This window comes from Mycolicibacterium parafortuitum, from assembly GCF_010725485.1.
Classification (GTDB): domain Bacteria; phylum Actinomycetota; class Actinomycetes; order Mycobacteriales; family Mycobacteriaceae; genus Mycobacterium.
Window position 1 is genome coordinate 2,397,537 of the sequence record NZ_AP022598.1, and the last position, 21,479, is coordinate 2,419,015.

General features: G+C 68.4%; 25 protein-coding genes and 4 tRNA genes. 14 read left to right on the plus strand and 15 right to left on the minus strand.

Annotated features, from left to right (window positions below; translation table 11 throughout):
* The first annotated feature begins 11 nt into the window (after positions 1 to 11).
* Positions 12 to 788, plus strand: coding sequence for a phosphate ABC transporter ATP-binding protein PstB (pstB, locus tag NTM_RS11400; RefSeq protein ID WP_104862348.1), 777 nt, complete (start codon positions 12 to 14; stop codon positions 786 to 788).
* An 83-nt stretch (positions 789 to 871) separates the two neighbouring features.
* On the opposite strand, the gene phoU is transcribed toward pstB, so the two are convergent.
* The 5 genes from phoU to NTM_RS11425 all read right to left on the minus strand — a co-directional run bounded on the left by phoU (position 872) and on the right by NTM_RS11425 (position 6,794).
* The gene (phoU, locus tag NTM_RS11405) at positions 872 to 1,540 is read right to left on the minus strand and encodes a phosphate signaling complex protein PhoU (protein WP_104862347.1); all 669 of its coding nucleotides are present in this window, start codon (positions 1,538 to 1,540) and stop codon (positions 872 to 874) included.
* An 84-nt stretch (positions 1,541 to 1,624) separates the two neighbouring features.
* Complete coding sequence (locus NTM_RS11410) at positions 1,625 to 3,673, minus strand: LCP family protein (protein ID WP_163766342.1); 2,049 nt, start codon at positions 3,671 to 3,673, stop codon at positions 1,625 to 1,627.
* A gap of 264 nt (positions 3,674 to 3,937) precedes the next feature.
* Positions 3,938 to 5,071 carry a tRNA dihydrouridine synthase DusB gene (dusB, locus tag NTM_RS11415; protein WP_163769451.1) on the minus strand — a complete coding sequence of 378 codons (1,134 nt, stop codon included), beginning with the start codon at positions 5,069 to 5,071 and terminating at the stop codon, positions 3,938 to 3,940.
* A 26-nt stretch (positions 5,072 to 5,097) separates the two neighbouring features.
* Complete coding sequence (locus NTM_RS11420) at positions 5,098 to 6,105, minus strand: acyl-ACP desaturase (protein ID WP_104862344.1); 1,008 nt, start codon at positions 6,103 to 6,105, stop codon at positions 5,098 to 5,100.
* Between the two features lie 107 nt (positions 6,106 to 6,212).
* The gene (locus NTM_RS11425) at positions 6,213 to 6,794 is read right to left on the minus strand and encodes a TetR/AcrR family transcriptional regulator (RefSeq protein ID WP_083141745.1); all 582 of its coding nucleotides are present in this window, start codon (positions 6,792 to 6,794) and stop codon (positions 6,213 to 6,215) included.
* 72 nt (positions 6,795 to 6,866) lie between these two features.
* On the opposite strand from NTM_RS11425, the gene NTM_RS11430 reads away from it, so the two are divergent.
* Positions 6,867 to 7,886 (plus strand): oxygenase MpaB family protein, encoded by a 1,020-nt coding sequence (locus tag NTM_RS11430; RefSeq protein ID WP_163766343.1) that lies wholly within the window; start codon positions 6,867 to 6,869, stop codon positions 7,884 to 7,886.
* A 1-nt stretch (position 7,887) separates the two neighbouring features.
* On the opposite strand, the gene NTM_RS11435 is transcribed toward NTM_RS11430, so the two are convergent.
* Complete coding sequence (locus NTM_RS11435; protein WP_104862342.1) at positions 7,888 to 8,244, minus strand: DUF2510 domain-containing protein; 357 nt, start codon at positions 8,242 to 8,244, stop codon at positions 7,888 to 7,890.
* 102 nt (positions 8,245 to 8,346) lie between these two features.
* Here NTM_RS11435 and NTM_RS11440 point away from each other — a divergent pair, with 102 nt between their 5' ends.
* Together NTM_RS11440 and NTM_RS11445 are read left to right on the plus strand one after the other, a co-directional pair.
* Positions 8,347 to 9,243 (plus strand): serine/threonine-protein kinase, encoded by an 897-nt coding sequence (locus NTM_RS11440; protein ID WP_163766344.1) that lies wholly within the window; start codon positions 8,347 to 8,349, stop codon positions 9,241 to 9,243.
* Positions 9,244 to 9,376: 133 nt separating this feature from the next.
* On the plus strand, positions 9,377 to 10,063 hold the full coding sequence (locus NTM_RS11445) for a VldE C-terminal domain-containing protein (protein WP_232079691.1): 687 nt from the start codon (positions 9,377 to 9,379) through the stop codon (positions 10,061 to 10,063).
* Between the two features lie 138 nt (positions 10,064 to 10,201).
* Here NTM_RS11445 and NTM_RS11450 read toward each other — a convergent pair.
* A tRNA-Lys gene (locus NTM_RS11450) sits at positions 10,202 to 10,277 on the minus strand.
* Positions 10,278 to 10,407: 130 nt separating this feature from the next.
* On the opposite strand from NTM_RS11450, the gene NTM_RS11455 reads away from it, so the two are divergent.
* The 5 genes from NTM_RS11455 (at position 10,408) to NTM_RS11475 (ending at position 11,883) form a co-directional block, all read left to right on the plus strand.
* Positions 10,408 to 10,480: transfer RNA gene (locus tag NTM_RS11455), tRNA-Glu, on the plus strand.
* A gap of 39 nt (positions 10,481 to 10,519) precedes the next feature.
* Positions 10,520 to 10,596, plus strand: a tRNA-Asp gene (locus tag NTM_RS11460).
* 41 nt (positions 10,597 to 10,637) lie between these two features.
* Positions 10,638 to 10,714 (plus strand) — tRNA-Phe (locus NTM_RS11465).
* Between the two features lie 13 nt (positions 10,715 to 10,727).
* Positions 10,728 to 11,297, plus strand: coding sequence for a chorismate mutase (locus tag NTM_RS11470; RefSeq protein WP_104862340.1), 570 nt, complete (start codon positions 10,728 to 10,730; stop codon positions 11,295 to 11,297).
* A gap of 7 nt (positions 11,298 to 11,304) precedes the next feature.
* Positions 11,305 to 11,883, plus strand: coding sequence for a TetR/AcrR family transcriptional regulator (locus NTM_RS11475; protein WP_104862339.1), 579 nt, complete (start codon positions 11,305 to 11,307; stop codon positions 11,881 to 11,883).
* A 25-nt stretch (positions 11,884 to 11,908) separates the two neighbouring features.
* Here the strand turns inward: NTM_RS11475 and NTM_RS11480 are convergent, their stop codons facing one another.
* Entirely contained in the window at positions 11,909 to 12,700 is a 792-nt protein-coding gene (locus NTM_RS11480) for an MBL fold metallo-hydrolase (protein ID WP_163766345.1), read from the minus strand.
* Between the two features lie 91 nt (positions 12,701 to 12,791).
* Between NTM_RS11480 and NTM_RS11485 the strand changes: the two genes are divergently transcribed.
* Together NTM_RS11485 and NTM_RS11490 are read left to right on the plus strand one after the other, a co-directional pair.
* Positions 12,792 to 13,397, plus strand: a complete 606-nt coding sequence (locus tag NTM_RS11485) for a TetR/AcrR family transcriptional regulator (RefSeq protein WP_104862337.1) — start codon at positions 12,792 to 12,794, stop codon at positions 13,395 to 13,397.
* A gap of 117 nt (positions 13,398 to 13,514) precedes the next feature.
* Positions 13,515 to 15,077, plus strand: coding sequence for a phytoene desaturase family protein (locus tag NTM_RS11490; protein WP_163766346.1), 1,563 nt, complete (start codon positions 13,515 to 13,517; stop codon positions 15,075 to 15,077).
* A gap of 7 nt (positions 15,078 to 15,084) precedes the next feature.
* Here the strand turns inward: NTM_RS11490 and NTM_RS28540 are convergent, their stop codons facing one another.
* Together NTM_RS28540 and NTM_RS11495 are read right to left on the minus strand one after the other, a co-directional pair.
* Positions 15,085 to 15,237, minus strand: a complete 153-nt coding sequence (locus NTM_RS28540; protein ID WP_170311975.1) for a hypothetical protein — start codon at positions 15,235 to 15,237, stop codon at positions 15,085 to 15,087.
* A gap of 29 nt (positions 15,238 to 15,266) precedes the next feature.
* The gene (locus NTM_RS11495) at positions 15,267 to 15,632 is read right to left on the minus strand and encodes a UBP-type zinc finger domain-containing protein (protein WP_163766347.1); all 366 of its coding nucleotides are present in this window, start codon (positions 15,630 to 15,632) and stop codon (positions 15,267 to 15,269) included.
* Between the two features lie 73 nt (positions 15,633 to 15,705).
* On the opposite strand from NTM_RS11495, the gene NTM_RS11500 reads away from it, so the two are divergent.
* The 3 genes from NTM_RS11500 (at position 15,706) to NTM_RS11510 (ending at position 17,642) form a co-directional block, all read left to right on the plus strand.
* Complete coding sequence (locus NTM_RS11500) at positions 15,706 to 16,146, plus strand: SRPBCC family protein (RefSeq protein WP_163766348.1); 441 nt, start codon at positions 15,706 to 15,708, stop codon at positions 16,144 to 16,146.
* A gap of 72 nt (positions 16,147 to 16,218) precedes the next feature.
* A complete protein-coding gene (locus NTM_RS11505) occupies positions 16,219 to 16,659 on the plus strand; it encodes an SRPBCC family protein (RefSeq protein WP_104862334.1) in 441 nt (146 codons plus the stop codon).
* A 71-nt stretch (positions 16,660 to 16,730) separates the two neighbouring features.
* Positions 16,731 to 17,642, plus strand: a complete 912-nt coding sequence (locus NTM_RS11510) for an LLM class F420-dependent oxidoreductase (protein WP_163766349.1) — start codon at positions 16,731 to 16,733, stop codon at positions 17,640 to 17,642.
* On the opposite strand, the gene NTM_RS11515 is transcribed toward NTM_RS11510, so the two are convergent.
* The 5 genes from NTM_RS11515 to ureG are packed head-to-tail and all read right to left on the minus strand — an operon-like array spanning position 17,625 to position 21,478.
* On the minus strand, positions 17,625 to 18,800 hold the full coding sequence (locus tag NTM_RS11515; protein ID WP_163766350.1) for a pyridoxal phosphate-dependent aminotransferase: 1,176 nt from the start codon (positions 18,798 to 18,800) through the stop codon (positions 17,625 to 17,627). The genes NTM_RS11510 and NTM_RS11515 overlap by 18 nt on opposite strands.
* Positions 18,801 to 18,848: 48 nt before the next feature.
* Positions 18,849 to 19,574 carry an urease accessory protein UreF gene (locus NTM_RS11520; protein ID WP_163766351.1) on the minus strand — a complete coding sequence of 242 codons (726 nt, stop codon included), beginning with the start codon at positions 19,572 to 19,574 and terminating at the stop codon, positions 18,849 to 18,851.
* The gene (locus tag NTM_RS11525) at positions 19,555 to 20,046 is read right to left on the minus strand and encodes an urease accessory protein UreE (protein ID WP_104862330.1); all 492 of its coding nucleotides are present in this window, start codon (positions 20,044 to 20,046) and stop codon (positions 19,555 to 19,557) included. Before NTM_RS11525 ends, NTM_RS11520 begins: the two co-directional genes overlap by 20 nt.
* Complete coding sequence (locus NTM_RS11530; RefSeq protein ID WP_163766352.1) at positions 20,043 to 20,861, minus strand: urease accessory protein UreD; 819 nt, start codon at positions 20,859 to 20,861, stop codon at positions 20,043 to 20,045. The genes NTM_RS11525 and NTM_RS11530 overlap by 4 nt, the downstream gene beginning before the upstream one ends.
* Positions 20,858 to 21,478 carry an urease accessory protein UreG gene (gene ureG, locus NTM_RS11535; RefSeq protein ID WP_104862328.1) on the minus strand — a complete coding sequence of 207 codons (621 nt, stop codon included), beginning with the start codon at positions 21,476 to 21,478 and terminating at the stop codon, positions 20,858 to 20,860. The genes NTM_RS11530 and ureG overlap by 4 nt, the downstream gene beginning before the upstream one ends.
* Between the last annotated feature and the right edge of the window lies 1 nt (position 21,479).

Consider the following 21,479-nt stretch of genomic DNA (forward strand, 5'->3'; position numbering starts at 1 on the left):
GAGTCCTCGACATGGCCAAGCGCCTGGACCTCAAAGACGTCAACATCTACTACGGCAGCTTCCACGCGGTCGCGGGGGTTTCGCTGTCGGTGGAACCCCGCAGCGTCACCGCGTTCATCGGGCCGTCGGGCTGCGGTAAGTCCACCGTGCTGCGCACGCTCAACCGGATGCACGAGGTCATCCCCGGAGCCCGCGTCGAGGGGTCGGTGCTGCTCGACGGCGAGGACATCTACGGCCCCGGCGTGGATCCGGTGGGGGTGCGCAAGACCATCGGCATGGTGTTCCAGCGCCCGAATCCGTTTCCCACCATGTCGATTCGCGACAACGTGGTGGCCGGGCTGAAGCTGCAGGGGATGCGCAACAAGAAGACGCTCGACGAGGTCGCCGAGCGCTCGTTGCGGGGTGCCAATCTGTGGAACGAGGTCAAGGACCGGTTGGACAAGCCCGGCGGCGGGCTGTCCGGCGGCCAGCAGCAGCGGTTGTGCATCGCCCGGGCCATCGCGGTGCAGCCCGACGTGCTGCTGATGGACGAGCCGTGCTCGGCGCTGGACCCGATCTCGACGCTGGCGATCGAGGACCTGATCTCACAGCTCAAGAAGGACTTCACGATCGTGATCGTCACGCACAACATGCAGCAGGCGGCCCGGGTCAGCGATCAGACGGCGTTCTTCAATCTGGAGGCGACGGGCAAGCCGGGCAAGCTCATCGAGATCGACGACACCGGCAAGATCTTCTCGAACCCGTCGCAGAAGGCCACCGAGGACTACATCTCGGGCCGTTTCGGCTGACGGACCCTCCCCGCGAGCAGACACAAAATCGCACCATTTCCCGGGAAATGGTGCGATTTTGTGTCTGCTCGCGGAGGACCTGATCAGCGAGAGGCGGGGAGCTCGTCGCCCTCGGAAGTGCGGCCGGTGACCTGGAAGATGACCCGCCGGGCCACCTCGACGGCGTGGTCGGCGAAGCGTTCGTAGAACCGGCCCAGCAGCGTCACGTCGACCGCTGCGGCGACGCCGTGCTTCCATTCCTTGTCCATCAGCACGGTGAACAGGTGACGGTGCAGATCGTCCATCGCATCGTCTTCCTCGCGGATCCGCGCGGCCTTCTCCGGGTCGCGGGTCAGCAGCACCTCCTGCGCGCTGTGGCCGAGTTCGACGGCGACCCGCCCCATCTCGGCGAAATAGCCGTTGACCTCTTCGGGCAGCGCGTGCTGAGGATGGCGGCGGCGGGCGATCTTGGCGACGTGCAGCGCCAGCGCGCCCATCCGGTCGACGTCGGCGACGATCTGGATCGCGCTGACGATGGCGCGCAGATCCCCGGCGACCGGCGCCTGCAGGGCGAGGATCACGAAGGCTTCCTCTTCGGCGCGCACGCTGAGCGCGGAGATCTGGTTGTGGTCGGTGATCACCTGCTCGGCGAGCGGGAGGTCGGCCTGCAGCAGGGCTTGCGTGGCTCGCTCCATGGCAACGCCGGCCAGCCCGCACATCTCGCCGAGCAGGTTGTTCAGGGCATCGAGTTGCTCGTGGTACGCGGTACGCATGGGTCAACCCTACGGCGTGACACGCCGACCGTCACGGACCCGCCAGTGAACGAAAGGTGAATCCCACCTGCCCAAACGCTCGGACTACTCGCAGCTGGTGTCCGCGGCGTTGGTGACGGTCAGGTCCTCGGGCAGCTCGGTGGTCGGCGTCCTGGTGCCGCGGATGATGTGCACCTGCACCGCGGACCCGCTCGGGGACGGTGCGGCGACGGCGTCGAAGTCGCTGCCGAGGACCACCTGCACGACGTCGCCGAGGCCGGTGGTGCGCTCCAGGGTCGCGTCGGCGAACGACGACGCGACCGTGGCCGCGGCCTCCTCGTTGCCGGGGGAGAAGAACACGGTCGTGCGCGGCAGCGGGCCGGGGTAGTCGTCGGGTGTCGTGACGTTGAAGCCGTGCGCCTGGAGTGCGGCCGCGGCGGTGGCGCCGAGTCCGGTCGTCGCCGTCGAGTTCGACACCTGCACGGTGACGTTCTCCGGGTCGGTGGTCACGGCGTCGACGATCTCGTCGGACGGTCCGCTCTCGCCGGTGGTCGCGTTGGCCAGCGACTCCGGGGTGCCCGGCACCGGGGTGTTGTCGGCGTTGCGCTCCTCGGGCAGCGGATCGTCGTTGATGATCGCCGAGAACAGCGCCCGCATGTCGTCGAGGCGGGGGATCTCGTTGCCCCATTCGTCGGCGTACCCGACCGTCGGCACGGTCACGAACGTGATGCGGCCCGCGTTGACGCCCTGCACGGACTGGCCCAGGTCGACGAGGTCTTTGGTGTTGACGTTGTCGACGTAGCTGTCGTTGATGAACAGGTTCACCACGTTGTTGAGCTTGGACAGCGAGAAGAACGTCTCCTTGGAGATCAGCGAGCGCAGCAGCGACGACAGGAACAGCTGCTGGCGCTTGATCCGGCCGTAGTCGCCGTTGGTCTCGGTGGTCACCTGTCGGGCCCGCACGTAGTTCAGCGCGGTGGCGCCGTTGACGACCTGCCGCCCGGCCGTCGCCAGCACGGTGCCGAGTTCGTAGTCTTCGATCGGCTCGGTGGTGCACACCTCGACGCCGCCGAGGGCGTCGACCATCTTCGAGAACCCGACGAAATCGACTGCCATGAACCGGTTCACGTGCAGACCGGACAGCTTCTGGATGACCTTCACCAGGCACTTGGGACCGCCGACGGCAAAGGCCGAGTTCAGTTTGTACTCGGTGTAGACCTGTTCTTTGCCGTACATCGGCGACTCGGGGTCCTGAATCGGGCCGTACTCGCGGGTCTCGGGGTCCCACGGCTCGCATTTCATCGGCTCGATCTCGAGATCACGCGGAAACGACACGGCGACAACCCGTTTGCGGTTGGCCGGGATGTTCACCAGCATCACGGTGTCCGACCGGGCGCCCGCGGCGTCCTCGGTGGTGCCCGCGCCGATCTCGGCGTTGTCGCCGAGCCGGCTGTCGGTGCCGACGATCAGGAAGTTCTCGTCCCCGAACTGCGCGTTCGGGTCGACGATGTCCCGGGAGTCCGGATCCAGCGCCGACACCCGGTTGAGCAGGTTGTTCTTCGCGGACTGCCATTGCCACGCGCCGCCGGTCAGGACCAGCGCGAGAACCGCGGCCAGGGCCGCGGCGACCCGGCCGACGACGACGGCGCGGTGGTGGGTCAGCAGTCGCGGTGCGGGGGTGCGCCGGGCCGGGCGCAGCGCCGTGAGGTCGGGGATCTCGGAGGTCGGCGGGTCGATCACCGGAAGGATCGTGGTGTCGAAGTCGCCGGTGTCCGGATACGGCTCGGGCTCTGGTTCGGATACGGGCTCCGGGGCGCGCCCGGCGGTGCCGGTGTCGGTGTCGGTGTCGTCGGAGTCGGTGTCGTCGGCCGCGCGGTGGCGCTTCGGCTCGGTGGGCGGCGCCTCGCCGTTGATCTTCGCGATCAGGTCGGCGACGGTGACCGGCCCTGTCTGCTCGTAGTCGCGCGAGTCGCGCTTGGAGGTGTCGATCTCGCGTTCCCACGGCGCGGCGAGTGGCTTCGCCCTGTGGGATCGGGTAGGCCCGTCATTGTCGGTGCTCGCCGTGGCGTCAGGGGTGTCAGCGCCGCCGGGGAGGGCCGAGCCGCCGTCTCCGGAGTGCGGGCGGCCAGGAGTGGCGCCGTCGCCGTCACTCATGTTCCTACCGGCCTTCCAGCCCGGGCGGCGTATCGCGGTGCACGCGCGTCGTTGCGCTGTGGCACGCAGATTGCCGGGTGCCTGCTATCTGTCGTGGATCGCTGGTCCGCGCTCCTTGAGCCGAGCGGGACGGTTTGATCCCTCATCGTACTGAGACATCCTGAGATACCTCCAGCCGAACCCAGGTGTCAGATATCTCTCAGATCGGTGTCGATACCCTCTCGGGGCCGCCTCGAATCCATCGCGGGATGGTTTTGTCGCAGCTCAGCCGCCGGAATGCATGACGTCGGCCCCGGCGGGCACGGTGCAGTCGTCGGGGTCGTCGAGCCAGCCTTCGGGGAGCGTCACCGATGCCGGGGAGCCTTGGCGGCCGCGCGGGCCGTTGGCCGCGTCGGGGAACGGGACGTCGGGGTCGAGCTGGCCGAGCAGGTCGTCGAGCTCGGAAATGGTCTTGACCAGTGCGAGGGACCGGCGGAGATCGGCTCCTGCCGGGAAACCGTGCATGTACCACGCGACGTGCTTGCGGATGTCCCGCATGCCTTTGTCCTCCCCGAAATGCGCGGCGAGCAGCTCGCCGTGTCTGCGGATGATCCGCGCGACCTCGCCGAGGGTGGGCGGGACGGGCGGCGTCGCGCCGGTGAACGCCGCGGACAACTCGGCGAACAGCCAGGGCCGGCCCAGGCAGCCGCGGCCGATCACGACCCCGTCGCAGCCCGTCGCGGCCATCATGGCCAGCGCGTCACGAGCGTCGAAGATATCACCGTTTCCGAGCACCGGAACATTCGTGACGTGGGCCTTCAGCGCGGCGATCTGCTCCCAGTCCGCACTGCCCGAATAGCGCTGCGCCGCGGTGCGCGCGTGCAGCGCGACCGCCGCGGCACCCTCCTCGGCCGCGATGCGCCCGGCATCGAGATGGGTGTGATGCGCGTCGTCGATCCCGATCCGGAACTTCACGGTGACCGGGATATCGGTGCCTTCGGTGGCCTTGACCGCGGCCGCCACGATCTGGCCGAACAGCCGCCGCTTGTACGGCAGTGCCGCGCCGCCCCCGCGCCGGGTCACCTTCGGCACGGGACAGCCGAAGTTCATGTCGATGTGGTCGGCCAGGTTCTCGTCGACGATCATCTTCGCGGCCGCGTAGGTGTTGACCGGGTCGACGGTGTAGAGCTGCAGCGAGCGCGGCGACTCCTCCGGCGCGAACGTCGTCATGTGCATCGTCACCGGATGCCGTTCGACGAGGGCGCGCGCGGTGACCATCTCGCACACGTACAGGCCGCTGACCGTGCCGGCGCGGGCCAGCTCGAGTTCGCGGCACAGAGTGCGGAACGCGACGTTGGTCACCCCGGCCATCGGCGCGAGGACGACCGGGCTGCGAAGGTCGAACGGCCCGATCCGCAGGGATCGGGCCGGTCGAGGGGTATCGGTCAGGACGCTGATGATCCCACCAGCAGATTCTTGGCGGCCTTCTTCTCCGCCATCTGACGCAGCCGCTCCTCGCGGCGGTGCTTGGCGACCTCGAACTTGTCGACGGCGTCCTGCAGCTCCTCGACGAGCAGGCCGAGGTCGTCGCGCATCCGCGCGCTCTCGCCGTTGAAGTCCTCACGCTCGAAGATGCGCCACTTCTTCAGCACCGGCATCACGATGTCCTCGAGATGGATCCTCGGGTCGTAGACCCCGCCGGAGGCGATGGTCACGGCGCGCCGGCGGAAGTCCGGGATCGTGTATCCGGGCATCTTGAAGTTGCGCAGCACCTTGTGCAGCGACTTCATCGCCTGGTCGGGGGCGATCTCGAAACCGGCCTCCGACACGTCGCGGTAGAAGATCATGTGCAGGTTCTCGTCGGCCGAGACGCGCTGCAGCAGCTGGTCGGCGATCGGCTCTTCACAGGCCTTGCCGGTGTTGCGGTGCGAGACGCGGGTGGCCAGCTCCTGGAACGTCACGTAGATGACCGAGTCGAACAGGCTCTCGGCGAACAGGTCGGCCTCGACCTGCTGGTTCTGGCCGGGGGAGAAGCCGCGGGTCATCTGCTCGACGCGCAGCATCTCCAGCTCGACCGGGTCGACGTTGCGGGTGACGATCAGGTAGTCACGCAGCGCGATACCGTGCCGGTTCTCCTCGGCGGTCCACCGGTTGACCCAGAAGCCCCACGGGCCGTCCATGGTGAAGTTCATCGCGATCTCGCGGTGATAGGACGGGAGGTTGTCCTCGGTGAGCAGGTTCACCAGCATCGCGACCCGGGCGGTCTCGGACAGCTGCGACTGCTCCGGATCCCAGTCCTGGCCGCCGAGGGCGTAGTAGTTCTTGCCGTCGGACCACGGGATGTAGTCGTGCGGATTCCAGTCCTTCTTCATCCGCATGTGCCGGTTGACCAAAGGCTCGACGACGGGCTCGAGTTCCCTCAGCAGTTGCAGGTCGGTCAGGTCTTTCGACACGACACCTCCCAGTTATCTGTACCTGATGGTTGCACTCAATATATCTGTGTACGTCGGTGACATTCAAGCCGCCGCGCCGTGCCGCACACCAAGGTCGGAGGCCTCTTTTAGGTCACAGCCCTGCTGAGCAATAGCTCAGCACAGTGGTCGATGAACTGCTCTCGGGTGGCGGCCAGCCGGTTGTCGAGATATGCCGTGAACAATGCAGTGAGTGCCCCGATCAGGCCCGTGGCAACCATCGCCTGGGTGGTCGGATCGGTGATCCGGGTGAGGTTCTGCTGGAGCAACTCGATGAAGTTGGGCATCCAGCGCGCTCCGGAGCGGGCCAGCACCGGTTCGACCTCCGGGGCCAGCAGCAGCACCCGCCCGCGCGCCGGATCGTCGACCATCAGCGCGACGAACCGCTCGACGGCGTCGCGCATGCTCTCCGATTCGGCCAGCGTCGACATCGCCGCCGCGCACACCTCGTCGTAGACCGCGGCGACGTATTCGTCACGGTCGGAGAAGCTCTCGTAGAAGTAGCGTTCCGTCAGGCCTGCGGCCTTGCACACCGCGCGCACCGTGAGGTTCGGGCCGCCGGGGCTGCCGAGAAGCGCGATGCCCGCGGCGATCAGCTCGTCGCGGCGAAGCGCCTGGCGATCGGGCAGCGGAACACCCGACCATCTCCCGCGTCGTTGACCGGACGGCACGGCCCTCCTAAGCTCCATTAGTGACAACGTCTGTAGTCAAAATTGCGTGATGCGTCGAACGGAAAGAGCACAGTGACTCAAGATACGTCCGCGGCGGGGCCGGTGACCAGCGACTCCACGCCGGAGCCGGAGTCAGTGGCGGCGGGTTGCCCGGTCAGTCACGGCGGCTACGACGCACCTCCGCAGCCGCTCGGCCCGGACTCGCTTACCTGGAAGTACTTCGGACAGTGGACCGGTCTGTTCCAGGGCCCGTGGGCCGGGTCGATGCAGAACATGCACCCGCAGCTGGGCGCCGCGGTCAAGGACCACTCGATCTTCTTCATGGAGCGCATGCCCCGGCTGCTGCGGTCGATCTACCCGATCGGCGGGGTGGTGTTCGACGGCGACCGCGCCCCGAGGACCGGCGCCCAGGTGCGCGACTACCACATCGGTCTCAACGGCGTGGACGAGCAAGGGCGCCGCTACAGCGCGCTGAACCCCGACGTCTTCTACTGGGCACACGCGACGTTCTTCAAATCCACACTGCTGGCCGCCGAGCGTTTCCACGGCGGGCTCACCGACGACCAGCGCAGGCAACTGTTCGAGGAGCACGTCACCTGGTACCGGATGTACGGCATGAGCATGCGCCCGGTCCCCAAGACCTGGGAGGAATTCCAGGAGTACTGGGATCACATGTGCCGCAACGTGTTGGAGAACACCTGGGCCGCGCGTGAGGTGCTGGACCTGTCGACGATGCCCAAACACCCGTCGCTGGAATGGGTTCCGGACTGGCTGTGGACGCAGAACCTGAAGGTGATGCAGGGCTTTCTGGTGTTCATGACCGTCGGCCTGTACGACCCGCCGGTCCGCGAGCTGATGGGGTTCACCTGGTCCCCGCGTCAGGAATTCGTGCACCGGCGGATCGGGAACATGCTGCACCTGGCCACCAAGGTGCTGCCGGACCGGTGGTTGATGCATCCGCGGAAGCGCTCGGCGTTGGAACGCGAGTTCGGCCGTCTTCCCGCCGATTCACCGCTGGTCGAAACCCCGGCGCGCAACCTGCCCCCGGTCGAGTACCGGGACAACCCGCACTACTACAGCCCGAAGGTGTGAGTCAGCGGCAGCGTATGTGCGGCGTCCACGCGGCACCATCGAAATAGCGCAGCCGGCAAGGGTTTTGCGGGTCCGGGTACCAGTTCGGCCCCGCCGGCGTATAGCGGCCGTACAGCCCCCGTGGATCACCGGCGGCGCTGAGGCGGTTCTCGTAGTCGGCACGTGCCCGCAGGCCGGCGTCGCGGATCGCGGCGGCGCGGCGGCGTCTGCGCACGACGACGAACAGGCCGACCGCGACGACGAGAGCCACCGCTTCGTACCAGCCCTGCCACAGCCACCACGTCAGCGTCGTCGCCGCGACGGCGGTCACCACCGGGTGACGACGCAGAAATGGTCGTTGAACGTGCTGGTCGAGCATCGAAACCGATCATACGAGTGGAACGTGCTGCGGCATTCCGGGTCGATGACCGCAGCGGCGCGTCATGTTTGCGTTTTCCGGACAGCGGCTAGCTTGGAAGGCATGCAGGCGCCGGAGATCCTTGGCGGTCGCTACGAGCTGGGGCGCGTTCTCGGCCGCGGCGGGATGGCCGAGGTGCGCGAGGCGTGGGACAAGCGGTTAGGGCGCCCCGTCGCGGTGAAGCTTCTGTATCCGTCGGTGTGCACCCAGCCCGACACCCGGCGCCGGTTCACCACCGAGGCGCGTGCCGCGGCAGCGCTGAACCACCCGCACGTCGTCGCGGTCCACGACTCGGGTGTGCACGAGGGGCGTCACTACATCGTGCTGGAGCGACTGCCCGGTCAGAATCTGGCCGATGTGCTGGCTCACCACGGGCCGCTGCCTGCCGAGCAGGTGCGCGCGATCATGCGCGATGTGCTCTCGGCGCTGGGCGCCGCACACCGCAGTGGTGTGCTGCACCGCGACATCAAACCCGCCAACATCCTGTTCACCGAATTCGGCGGGGTGAAGATCGCCGACTTCGGCGTCGCGAAGAGCCCCGACACACCGCAGACGCTGACGAACCGGGTCTTCGGCACGATGGCCTACCTGCCGTTCGACCGGATCGCCGGCCGGCCGGCCACCCCCAGTGACGATCTGTACGCGCTCGGCGTGGTGGCCTACGAGGCGCTCACGGCCCGTCGTGCGTACCCGCAGGAGAATCTGACCGCACTCGCCGACGCGATCGCCGCGGGCCGGCTCGCTCCGCTGTCGACGCTTCGGCCGGACCTGGACCCGGCGTTGGCGATGACGATCGAACGCGCGATGGCCCGCGATCCACGGTTCCGGTTCGCCACCGCCGAGCAGATGCTCGCCAGTCTGGACGCACCGACCCGGCGGCCGGGACGCGCCGGGGGAGTGCTCGCCGCGACCGCGGTCCTGATTCTTTTCGCACTCGCGGCATTAGTAGTCGTCGCGTAGCGAAATCGTCGTTCTGACCTGCGCATATACGGTTGCTAACCGGTGGGTCGCGGTCAGGTAACGATCAGCGCGCCGTATTCAGATTTGATCATGAATGGTGTATTTTGCTGATTTTTTCGTTATCTTGCTGAACGTGGGTCGGCACTCATTACCGAAGCAGCGGCGAAATCCGTCGGTCTATCTGGTATCGGCACTCGCGCCCGCGGCGGTGTTCCTGGCCGTCAGAGGCGACGCCGGCCCGGTCGCGACCGTCGCGGATGAAGAACCCGTCGCCGCCCCGGCACCCGCTCCCGTCGTGGAGGAGGCCGTGCCGTGCTGTGTCGAGGTCGTCGCGGCGCCGGCCACCGGCCCGCAGCCCGCGCTGCTGACCGATCCTGGCAGCGCGGAGATCGCATCGGCATCGCTGGTCTCCGCGTCACGCTGGCGTGTGGTGGACCCGACGCTGCCCGCCGGAGTCGCCCCTGAGCGCGGCCTGCAGGTGCGCACGATCCTGACCGCTCGCAGCATCAGCGCGGAGTTCCCGGAGATCAACAACATCGGCGGGGTGCGTTCGGACTACCTGCGCTGGCACCCCAACGGTCTCGCGCTGGACGTGATGATCCCGAACCCGTCGTCGCAGGCCGGCATCGCGCTCGGCAATCAGATCGTGGCCTACGTGCTTGGCAACGCGAAGCGCTTCGGCATCCAGGACGCGATCTGGCGGGGTGTGTACTACACGCCAGGCGGAGCCCGCGCCGGCGGCTACGGCCACTACGACCACGTGCACGTCACGACCACCGGCGGGGGCTACCCGACCGGTGACGAGGTCTACTACCGCTAGTCGCTCCGGCACCTTGCACCGCGAGCGCGCGGGTCTGCACACCGACGCGCCGCTCTTTCCGGACTTTCCCGCGCGCTCGTCGCCGCCGAGCGCGCGGTTTGTGCCTGTCTTCGCGCTGATATCGCCGTCTGACGATCGTGGTGCCCCCACCAGGGCTCGAACCTGGGACCTGCGGATTAAAAGTCCGTAGCTCTACCGACTGAGCTATAGGGGCGTGGTGTCTCTCTGAGACGCCAAAAGGATACGGTACACAGCCAGTTTGAGGATTTGGGTGTCCGTACCCTAAGCTATCGAAGCTCCCAACGGACAGAGCGTTGTGAGTGCCCCGGAGGAATTCGGAATAGGCCCCCATCGTCTAGTGGCCTAGGACGCCGCCCTTTCACGGCGGTAGCACGGGTTCGAATCCCGTTGGGGGTACTCGCTACGACCACTTCGGTGGGAGGAGCAACACAGTAAGGCCCTGTGGCGCAGTTGGTTAGCGCGCCGCCCTGTCACGGCGGAGGTCGCGGGTTCGAGTCCCGTCAGGGTCGCCATTACGGCGAGGCACTTGCCAGGCAAGTGAACGGTGCCGTCCGGCCAGGTAGCTCAGTTGGTACGAGCGTCCGCCTGAAAAGCGGAAGGTCGCCGGTTCGATCCCGGCCCTGGCCACCACCACGTCGGTGACATGATGTACCCGATGATTCGTCTCCTCGCCTCCGCAGCCGCACTGTCCGCCCTTGCGACATTGCTCGCGCCCGCGGCCGCCGCACAACCCGACACCACCCTGGTGGATCTCGTCGACGCCGCAGCGCGCCGCCTGCAGGTGGCCGACCCGATCGCGGCGAACAAGTTCCACACCGGCGGCCCGATCCAGGACCCGGTCCGCGAGCAGCAGGTCCTCGATGCGGTCTCGGCCGAGGCCACCGCGCTGAACCTGGACCCGAACTACGTCACGACGGTGTTCCGGGACCAGATCGACGCGACCGTCGCGATCGAGTACAGCCGGCTCGCGCAGTGGACGTTCGACCCGGCGGTCGCCCCGGCGGAGGCGCCGGACCTGGCGTCCTCCCGCGGGGTCATCGACGCGCTGAACCGCGAGATGGTCACCCGAATGGCCGACGAGTGGGCCAAGCTGCATTCGCCGGCCTGCCCGGCCGAACTCGACCGGGCGAAGGCGACCGTGGTGCGGGAGCGCCGTCTGGACCCCCTCTACGTGCAGGGCATCGACTTCGCGACCCGCAACTACTGCCGCTGAGCCGACCATGTCCCGTGAGCCCACCGATTTCCGCGGGCGGTTGCTCGACGCACTGGAGGCGTCCATCGCCGAGCACGGTTACGCCAAGAGCACCGTCGCCGACATCGTCCGGCGGGCGCGAACCTCCCGGCGCACCTTCTATGAGCATTTCGACAGCAGGGAGTCGTGCTTCGTCGCGCTGCTGACCGACGCGAACACCGACCAGGTCCGGCAGATCTCCGAAGCCGTCGATCCGAGCGCACCGTGGCAGAAGCAGGTGCGCCAGGCCATCGAGACGTGGATCTCATCGGCAGAAGCCCGTCCGGCCCTGATGCTCAGCTGGATTCGGGACGTCCCGTCGCTCGGCGCGGTCGCACGAGGACTGCAGCGCGAGTCGCTGGAGAGCTTCATCGACATGGTCGGCACGCTGGGCGCCACCGACGAGTTCCGTGCCGCCGGCGTGGGTCCGGTGTCGCGGCAGCGCATCATCATGCTGCTCGGTGGCCTGCGTGAACTGACCGCGATCACCGTCGAGGAAGGCGGCACGATGAGCGACGTCACCGAAGAGGCCGTCGATGCCTCCATCGCGCTGCTGAGTCCGCACTGAGCCGAACACGTCGACGCGCCGGCGGTCAGCCGGTGGCTTTCGCGCGCTGATAGAGCGCCGGGTCGTGGCTGCACAGGATCATCAGGTCCGGTTCCCGGCGCCGGTACAGCTCGGTGAGCCGGGCGTGATTGTCCCGCACCTTCTTTCGGTCCGCCGCGACCGCCATCTCGAAGGCCGCCAACGACTTCGGCATCGGCGGTCCGTCACCGACCTCGCTGAGGTGGAAGAACGCATCGCCGGCGTGCAACAGCCACCGGTCCCCGGCGTCGACGGCCACGCAGGCGTGACCGTCGGTGTGGCCGGGCAGCGGCACCAGTGCGAAGCCGGGGCCGATCTCCGAAAGTTGTTTCGCCGCGGCGAATCCGCGCCACGACTCACCCTCGGCCTCGTGCTCGACGAGTTTCGGGCCGTGCGCCCACTGTGACGGCTGGAACCGGATTCGGCTCTGGATGGAACGAGACCGCATGGCGGAGAACGCTTCCCGCGCCGTGACGTGGACGGTGGCGTCGGGGAAGTCCGCGAGCCCGCCGATGTGGTCGGCATCGAAGTGCGTGACGATGATGTGGCGCACATCGGAGCTGCGAAACCCCAGCAGCGGCAGCTGCGCCGCCAGCGTCTCGGCGTGATCGAAGGCAGGTCTGATGAGCCGGCGCCGGATGCGGCCCAGCCCGTCGGGCCGGGCGCAGTCGTTGGTGCCGAATCCGCTGTCGACGAGCACCAGCCCGCCGTTCGTTTCGATCACAAGCACATGGCAGACCAGCGGGTCGGGCACCCCGAGCGGCCTCATGGTGCCGCAGTTGAGGTGGTGCACCTTCATCAGAGTTCCCCCGGCGTCGTGTGCTGCCCTGTAGTCAACAGACTCGGCGGCGGCGGCGCAACGCAAAAGTGCGGTCGGGTAATTTACGCTCATGGTCCGGCCTGCTCAGACGGCGCGCAGTGAGCGCACGCGGGAAGCGCTGCGCCAGGCCGCCGTCGTGCGGTTCCTCGCCCAGGGGGTCGAGGACACCACCGCCGAGCAGATCGCCTCCGACGCCGGGGTGTCGCTGCGGACGTTCTACCGGCATTTCGCGTCCAAGCACGACCTGCTGTTCGCCGATTACGACGCGGGCCTGCACTGGTTCAGGGCGGCCCTGGCGGCGTGCTCACCCGAGGATCCGATCATCGAGTCGGTCCAGGCCGCGATCATGGCCGCACCCTATGACGACTGGGCCGTCACCAACATCGCGGCGATGCGCTCCCAGGAACTCGACGACGGCCGCATCGTGCGCCACATCCGCCAGGTGGAGGCCGAATTCGCCGAGGCGATCGAAGAGCACATGACCAAGAGCAACAACGCGTCGCGCGGCACCGACGAACGCATGCGCGTCACCGTCACGGCGCGCTGCATCGCCGCGGCGGTGTTCGGCGCGATGGAGGTCTGGATGCTCGGCGAGGACCGCTCCCTGTCCGAACTGGACCGGTTGTGCCGGCACGCGCTGGAGCTGCTGCGCACCGGGATCGAGGACCCCCGCTAGTCCGCCGAGACTGCAGGTACGCAGCCCTCCACTCGAACATCTCCTGCTGGAATGCAATTTCGGCTGTGATGTTTTGTCATTATTGACAAAACATCGCTGTCGTGTCAGCCTCAGCCGATGACGGACTTCGATGCGATCGTCGTCGGGGCGGGCCACAACGGGCTGACGGCGGCGGCGCTGCTGCAGCAGGCGGGGCTGCGCACTCTGTGCCTGGATTTCAAGCTCTACGCCGGCGGGATGGCCTCGACGGTCGAGCTGTTCGACGGCTTCCGGTTCGAGATCGCCGGTTCCGTGCAGGTGCCGACGTCGGCCGTGGTCAGCGACGCGCTGGGGCTCGGGGATCTGCCGACCGTCGATCTCGACGTGATGTCGGTGCAGCTGCGCGGTGTCGGCGACGACCCGCTGATCTACTACACCGACCCGATGAAGCTGCTGACGCACCTCAACGAGGTGCACGGCGCCGAGGCGGTCAACGGTATGGCGGGTCTGATGGCGTGGTGTCAGGCGCCGACCCGCGCGCTGGGCCGCTTCGACGCGGACCAGCCACCGAAGACGCTCGACGAGATGTTCGCCTGCGCCACCAACGAATTCGAGCGCCAGGCGATCAGCGACATCCTGTTCGGTTCGGTGTCCGACGTGCTCGATCGCTACCTGCCCGACCGTGAGAAGCACGGAGCGCTGCGCGGGATGCTGGCGTTCCTGGCGGTCAACACGACCTACCGCGGACCGCAGACCCCCGGCAGCGCCGCCGCACTGGCGTTCGGGCTCGCGGTGCCCGACGAGAACGCGACGCTGATCAAGAAATTCCGCGGCGGTATGGGCGCGGTCACCGAGCGCCTGCTGGGACTGTTCAGCGGCGCGGGCGGCGAACTCCGGTTGCGCAGCAAGGTCACCGAGATCCTGGTCGAGGACGGCAGGGTGACCGGGGTGCGGCTGGAGGACGGGTCGATGCTGACCGCCCCGGTCGTCGTGTCGAATCTGGCCCCCGACCTGACGGTCAATTCCCTCGTCGACGGCGGCGCGATCCCGGCGGAACTGCGGGAACGGTTCTCCCGCATCGACCATCGCGGCAGCTATCTGCAGATGCATTTCGCACTCGACGGTCCGCCGACGTTCGCCGCGCCATACGAGGTGCTCAACGACCCCGAATATCAGTCCGCGATCGGAATCTTCACCACGCCCGAGGAACTGCAACGGCAGTGGGAGGAATCGGCCAGGGGAGTGGTGCCCGCCGATCCGGCCATCGCCCTGCAGATCCCGTCGGCTAACGACCCGAGCCTGGCCCCGCCGGGCAAGCATGCGGTCTCGGCGTTCTCGCTGTGGTTCCCGCTGTCAGAGGAGCAGGCGGGATACGGGGAGATGAAGACCGAGATGGGGCAGCGGGTGATCGACAAGATCACCCGGCTGGCACCGGATTTCGAGAAGCTGATCCTGCGGCACACCACGTTCACGCCGAAGCACATGGGCACGATGTTCAACGCACCCGGCGGGGACTACTGTCACGGCCTGATCCACCCCGAGCAGATGGGCCGCAACCGTCCCGGGCCGAAAGGCTATGTCGACCAACCGATCCCGATCGACGGCCTGTATCTGGCCAGCGCAGGCTGCCACGGCGGGCCGGGCATCACGTTCATCCCCGGCTACAACGCGGCGCAGCAGGTGCTGGCCGACCGGGGCTGACGCGAGGTCACTTCGTCGCAGGGCCGCTCGGGGTCGCGCCGCCCTCGTCGGACCAGTCGTTGCCGTCGTCGTCACCCTTCGACGGGTCGGTGACCACGTCGTCGTCGGTGCTCGCCGGGGCGGTGTCGGTCGTGGTCGTCTCTGGCTTGTCTTTGGTCACGGCGCACGATTACCCGGGTGAGCGCGGGTTCATTCACCACGACGGCGCAGTTGCGCCATCCAGTCCTTGGGCACCCGCCCCCTGGGCCCCGGCACCGTCTCGCCGTTGGGGCGACTCTGCGGTGGGGCGAGTTCGGGACCCTCGTAGTACTGGCCGGTGGCGTAGTTCCAGAACCAGTCCTCGCCCGGCTCGAAGGACCGGATGATCGGGTGCCCGCTGGCGCGCCAGTGCGCCGACGCGTGCTTCTCCAGTGAGTCGTCACAGCAACCGATGTGGCCACAGGCCGCGCACCGTCTCAGGTGCACCCACCAGCCATGCGCGGCTTCGCACTCGGCGCAGCCCGTCCCGCTCGGCGGGACCTCCGGATCGATGAAGCCGTCCGCGGCGTCACTCATCTGAGCAACCCTACGACCTCAGTCCGCTGATCTCGATCCGAACGGCGATCGCCGTGGTCTAGGGTCTCCTGCCATGGCAACCAAGGATTCCCGCGAGGTCGTGATCGACGCAACACCCGAGCAGATCCTCGACGTCATCGCCGACGTCGAAGCGACCCCGACCTGGTCGCCGCAGTATCAGAAGGCCGAGGTGCTCGAGCGCTTCGACAACGGCAGGCCCAAGCAGGTGAAGATGACGGTCAAGGCCGCCGGCCTGACCGACGAGCAGGTCATCGAATACACCTGGGGCGACAACGAAGTCACCTGGACGCTGGTGTCGGCGTCGCAGCTGAAGGCACAGGACGCCGGCTACACGCTGACCCCCGAGGGCGACAAGACGCGGGTGCGGTTCGACATCGCGATCGACCTGTCGGTGCCGCTGCCCGGGTTCATCCTCAAGCGCACCATGAAGGGCGGCGTCGAGACGGCGACCGAAGGCCTCAAGAAGCAGGTCCACAAAGTCCTCCAGGGCTGACCGGTGCGCCGGGGCAAAGTTTGCTGCCGAATACGCTGCGCGGGACCGCGGGGCTGACTACGATTTGCCGGTATGGCGGTTCGGGCGTCCAGTGAGATCGTGATCGAAGCCCCGCCGGAGGCGATCATGGACGCCTTGGCGGACGTGGAGTCGGTGGCCGCGTGGTCGTCGCTGCACAAGGGCGCAGAGGTGATCGACCGCCATCCCGACGGCAGGCCCCACCACGTCAGGACGACGGTGAAGATCATGGGCATCGCCGACAAGGAGATGCTGGAGTACCACTGGGGCGAGGACTGGGTGGTGTGGGATGCCGAGCAGACCTCGCGACAGCGCGGACAGCACGGCGAGTACAACCTGACACCCGTCGGCGAACAGCGGACCAAGGTGCGGTTCGACCTGATCCTCGACCTGGCGGCACCGTATCCGACCTTCCTGGTGCGCCGGGCCAGGCAGATGGTCCTCGACGTCGCGCTGCAGAATCTGCGCGAGCGCGTCCTTGCGGCGTGGGTGTGAGGGTTTCGCGCACGCCGAGTTGATGTGCCGGAGCGGGAATACCCCGCCGCGACGGCCAAGTTGCTGCGCATATGACCGCTGGAATCATGCTGTTCGCCAATGCCGATGCGGACAACGCCGTCGACGATTACGTCTCCCAGGCGCGCCGCGCCCGTGACCTGGGAGTGCCACACGTATGGGTGGCCCAGCAGTTCGACTACGACGCGATCACGCTGTCCGGGTTGATCGGCGCCGCGGTGCCCGGCCTCGGTGTCGGTACGGCGGCGGTGCCCTTCAATCCGCGCCACCCGCTGACCGTGGCCTCGCAGGCGCAGACCGTCCAAGCCGCCACGCACGGAAACTTCAGCCTCGGAATGGGTTTGGGCGCCCACGAACCTGAACGGGTGTCCTACGGCCAGGCCTGGCCGGGCACGATCGACCGGTTGCGCGAGTACCTGGCCGTCCTGCGGTCGGTGTTCGACACCGGCGCGGTCGATTTCCACGGCGAGCGCTTCACCGCCGCGCCGACCTGGCCGGTACGACTGGCCGGTGGCACGCCGGTACCCGTGTACGTCGCAGCGATGGGCCCCAAGGCGCTGCGGGTGACCGGTGAACTCGCCGACGGCACACTCCCGTACCTCGCGGGGCCCCGAACCCTCGACGAGTTCATCGTGCCGACGATCACCGAAGCGGCCGCCGACGCCGGCCGGCCCGCGCCGCGGATCATCGCGTTCGTGCCCGCGCAGGTCACCGACGACGTCGAGGCGGCGCGCGCCGCGGCCGCCGAGCAGCTCGCGTTCTACGCGACCATCCCGTCGTATCAGAAGGTGATCGCGCGCGAGGGCATCACCGACCTGACCGACCTGACGGCCATCGGCGACCCGGACGCGGTGCGCCGCGCACTGCAGCGCTACCGCGACGCGGGCGCCACCGACATCGTGCTCAGCCCGATCGACCGGACCCGGCCGGACGAGCGGCTGTGGGAGTTAGCCGGCGGGCTGTAACCGGCGCAGCCGGCGGATCGCCTCGTCGAGAGTCTCCTCGCGCTTGCAGAACGCGAAGCGCACCAGATGGTTCCACTCGCCGGCGTGCGCTGCGGCCGGATCGCAGAACGCCGACATCGGGATGGCGGCCACCCCGACCTTCTCGGGGAGCTCGGCACAGAACGTCGTGCTGTCGTGGTAACCCAGCGGGCGCGGGTCGACGGTGAGGAAGTAGGTGCCGAAGCTGTCGAAGACGTCGAAACCGATGTCGGTCAACGCCGACGCGAGCCGGTCACGGCGGGCCTGGAACGACTCGCACAGCGCGTCGACCCAAGCGTCCTCGGTGTTGAGCGCGTGGGCGACCGCGGGCTGGAACGGCGCACCGCCGACATAGCTCAGGTACTGCTTGGCCGCGCGCACACCGGCAATGAGATCGCGTGGCCCACAGGCCCACCCGATCTTCCAGCCGGTGACGTTGAACATCTTGCCCGCGCTGCTGATCGTGACCGTGCGTTCGGCCATACCGGGATAGTCGGCCAGCGGGCGGTGGCGCCTGCCGTCAAAGACCAGATGTTCGTACACCTCGTCGGTGATGACCAGCAGATCGGCGGCCACCGCGAGCTCGGCGATCCCGCGCAACTCCTCGTCGGAGGCGATCATGCCGGTCGGGTTGTGCGGGGTGTTGACGATCAGCGCCCGGGTTCGCGGTGTCACCGCCGCGCGTAGCGCTTCGATGTCGATTGCGAAGTGCCTGCCGTCCTGGTGCAGCGGCACCGCCCGGCGGTGGCATCCGGCCATCGCGATGACGGGGGAGTACGAGTCGTAGAACGGCTCGATCAACAACACCTCGGAGCCGGGCTCGACGAGCCCGAGGATCGATGCGGCGATCGCCTCGGTGGCGCCGACGGTGACCAGCACCTCGGTGTCTGGGTCGTACTCGCTGCCGTAGCGGCGCCTGCGCTGGGCGGCGATGGCCTCGCGCAGCGATGCGACCCCGAGCCCGGGCGGGTACTGGTTGACGCCGTCGGCGATCGCGTTCTCGGCGGCCTTCAGCATCGCCGGGGGACCGTCCTCGTCGGGAAACCCCTGCCCCAGGTTGACCGCGCCGACGCGGGTGGCCAGCGCCGACATCTCGGCGAAGATCGTCACCGCGTAGGGCTGCAGGCGTTGCACCGTCACGGTTTCGAGCCTACGTGGGACGGCGCGGCACCCGGCGGGCGACGGTGGTCAGGTGGTGAACAGCCTGGCGGTGCGTGTCTCGTGCCGCATACCGCCGATCTCCAGCGCCGGGGCGGCGCTGCACAGGTCCTCGAGCGGGCGCGCGACCGCCGCCCTCGCGAGCGCCACCAGTGCCGGTGCGGTGCCGGTCTGGATTCGCTGGCTGTGCAGCGGACCGAGCCGCCCGAGCCGGATCGCGGCGCTGAGCATCGACGCCATCACCGAGCGCATCGAGCCCAGCACCGCGATGTGCACGGGCACCCCGAGGTGCGCCTGCAACGCCCCTTCGACCACCGCGCAGTGACCCGGCGCATTCCCGTCGACGACCCGGTCCAGGTACTCGCAGTCCCGGACCAGGCCGGCCCGACGTGCCGCGGTGGCCAGCTGGCGGCCCGCCGATTCCGACGCGACGCGGGCGTTGCCGAACAGTTTGTAGGACGCCAGCAGCGCGTCGAGGCCGGCCAGCGCGCCGGTCACCGCACCGCGGTCGGCGCACGCCCGCCACGCCGCCGCGCACACGGTGGCGTCCAACGGGGCGTAACTGTTGGTGACGTAGGCGAGCACCGCGGCGCCGATGTCGTCGGCCACCGCGCCGGGGCGGTCGGCGAGCCACTGTTCGAGGCCCTGACTGTGCACCATGCGCCCCGACGGGAAAGCGCTGTCGTGCAACTGCATCCAGAGCGCGAGCGCGACGTCGGGGTCGGCGGCGGTGGGGTCAGTGATGGTGGCCGACATGAGAATCCGAGGAGGTCCGGGACCAGCCGTTGCGCGCCAGCGGCTGCCGTGTCACGTCACCGAGGACGCCGAGTTCGTCGAGGAGTTCCTTCGCCGCGTGGGCGCTGGTGAACAACGGCGCGGCCACAGAGCCGGATTCGACGTCGATCGGGGCGTGCTGGTTGCCGAGCAGATAGCCGAGCAGCAGCATCCTGCGCGCCCCCGCGACACCGTCGTTGTCGGCGAAACGGACCGTGATCGCCTCCTCGGCGGGGCGGCGGACGACCACCACCGAGGTGTCGTCGGCGGCGATCACCGCGCCGTCGCGCAGGAACGTGCCGCGCGGCAGGGTGATGTGAACGACCAGACCGGTGTCGGCGGTCACGACCTGCCGGTGCTTGGTGGCGTCACCCCAGCCGATGTCGACATGGTGTCGGGCGAGTCCGGTGAATCTGGGCTCGGAGATCTCGCCGAGTACGCTGTGCGCGTTCACTGTTCACCCACCTCCAGCAGTTCGGCCCGTGCCGCGTCGAACAGCCGCTGCCGGGCGCGGTGCAGATCCGGGGCGCGGCCTGCGACCAGTCGCGCGAACACCCCTGCCGTGGCCGGCAGTTCGCCTGCGCCGCCGTCGCATCCGTCGGCGGTGTCGAGCACGTGTCGCACCCGCGCCAGTACCGCCTCGGCGTCGCGGCCCGGCGCCACCGCCACGAACGTGGCCAGATAGTCGCCGTCGAGCAGGCACAGATCGTCGGAGCCGGGCCGGATCACCTGCCGGTCCCGCGCGACGGCGCGACCGTCCACCCGGGCCACGAACGCGCTGTCGTAGCTGCGGTATCCGAACCGTTCGCCGTGCGCGACGCGTCCCGCGGCGACGGCCTCCCAGCCGAGGTAGACGCCGCCGGGCTCGACGTCGATGTCGATCGTCTGGGTGTACGCCGAATCGGCGTGCGGGATCACGGTTCCCGGGAAGTACTCCAGCACCGCGCCGGCGTGCACGACGAAATCGGCCCGGTGCCGGGCGCCCACACCGTCACCGGCGAACACCTGTGTCGCGGCCTGCGTTGTCAGGCGCAGGTGGCTGCCCGGGTGGCAGCGCACGACGGTGTGCAGCTCGTCATCGGAGAACGCGCCGCCGCTGGGGCTCTGCACGCACAGCGTCGCAGCGCCGGGGTAGCGCGGATCGCAGTGCAGCGGCATCGTGACGCGCTGCGGATAGCGCTGGCGTAACGACGTCGCCCTGGTGCGCCCGGCGGCGTCGGCGACCACCTCGACGCCGAGCTCACCGGGGGCGATCGCCGGTGCGGTCACGGCACGCCCGCACCGAGCATCGCGCCGTCGACGATGCGCTCGGTCAACTCGTCGAGCCCGTGCCCGGACCGCAGATCGGTGAACACGGTCGGCTTCGCCGGCCGCGCGACCGCACAGTCGCCGCGCATCCTGTCCAGGTCAGCCCCGACCAGCGGAGCGAGGTCGATCTTGTTGACCACCAACAGGTCTGCCTGCAGCAGGCCGATGCCCTTCTTGCGCGGGATGTCATCGCCGGCGGCGGTGTCGATCACGAAGACCCAGAAGTCCACCAGATCCGAGGTGAACGTCGCGGCCAGGTTGTCCCCGCCGGACTCGATGAGGATGACGTCGAGATCGGGGAACTGACGGCTCAACCGGTCGGCGGCGGCCAGGTTGGCCGACGGATCCTCCCGGATCGCGGTGTGTGGGCACGCACCGGTCTCCACCGCCAGCACCCGCGCCGGGTCGATGACCCCGCTGCGGCGGACCCGCTGGGCGTCCTCGTCGGTCACCAGATCGTTGGTGATGACGCCGACGCTGAACCCGGCGGCGGACAGGCGCGGCACCAGCGTCTCGACCAGTCGCGTCTTACCGGAGCCGACGGGCCCGCCGATGCCGATGCGCACGGGTTCTGCCATG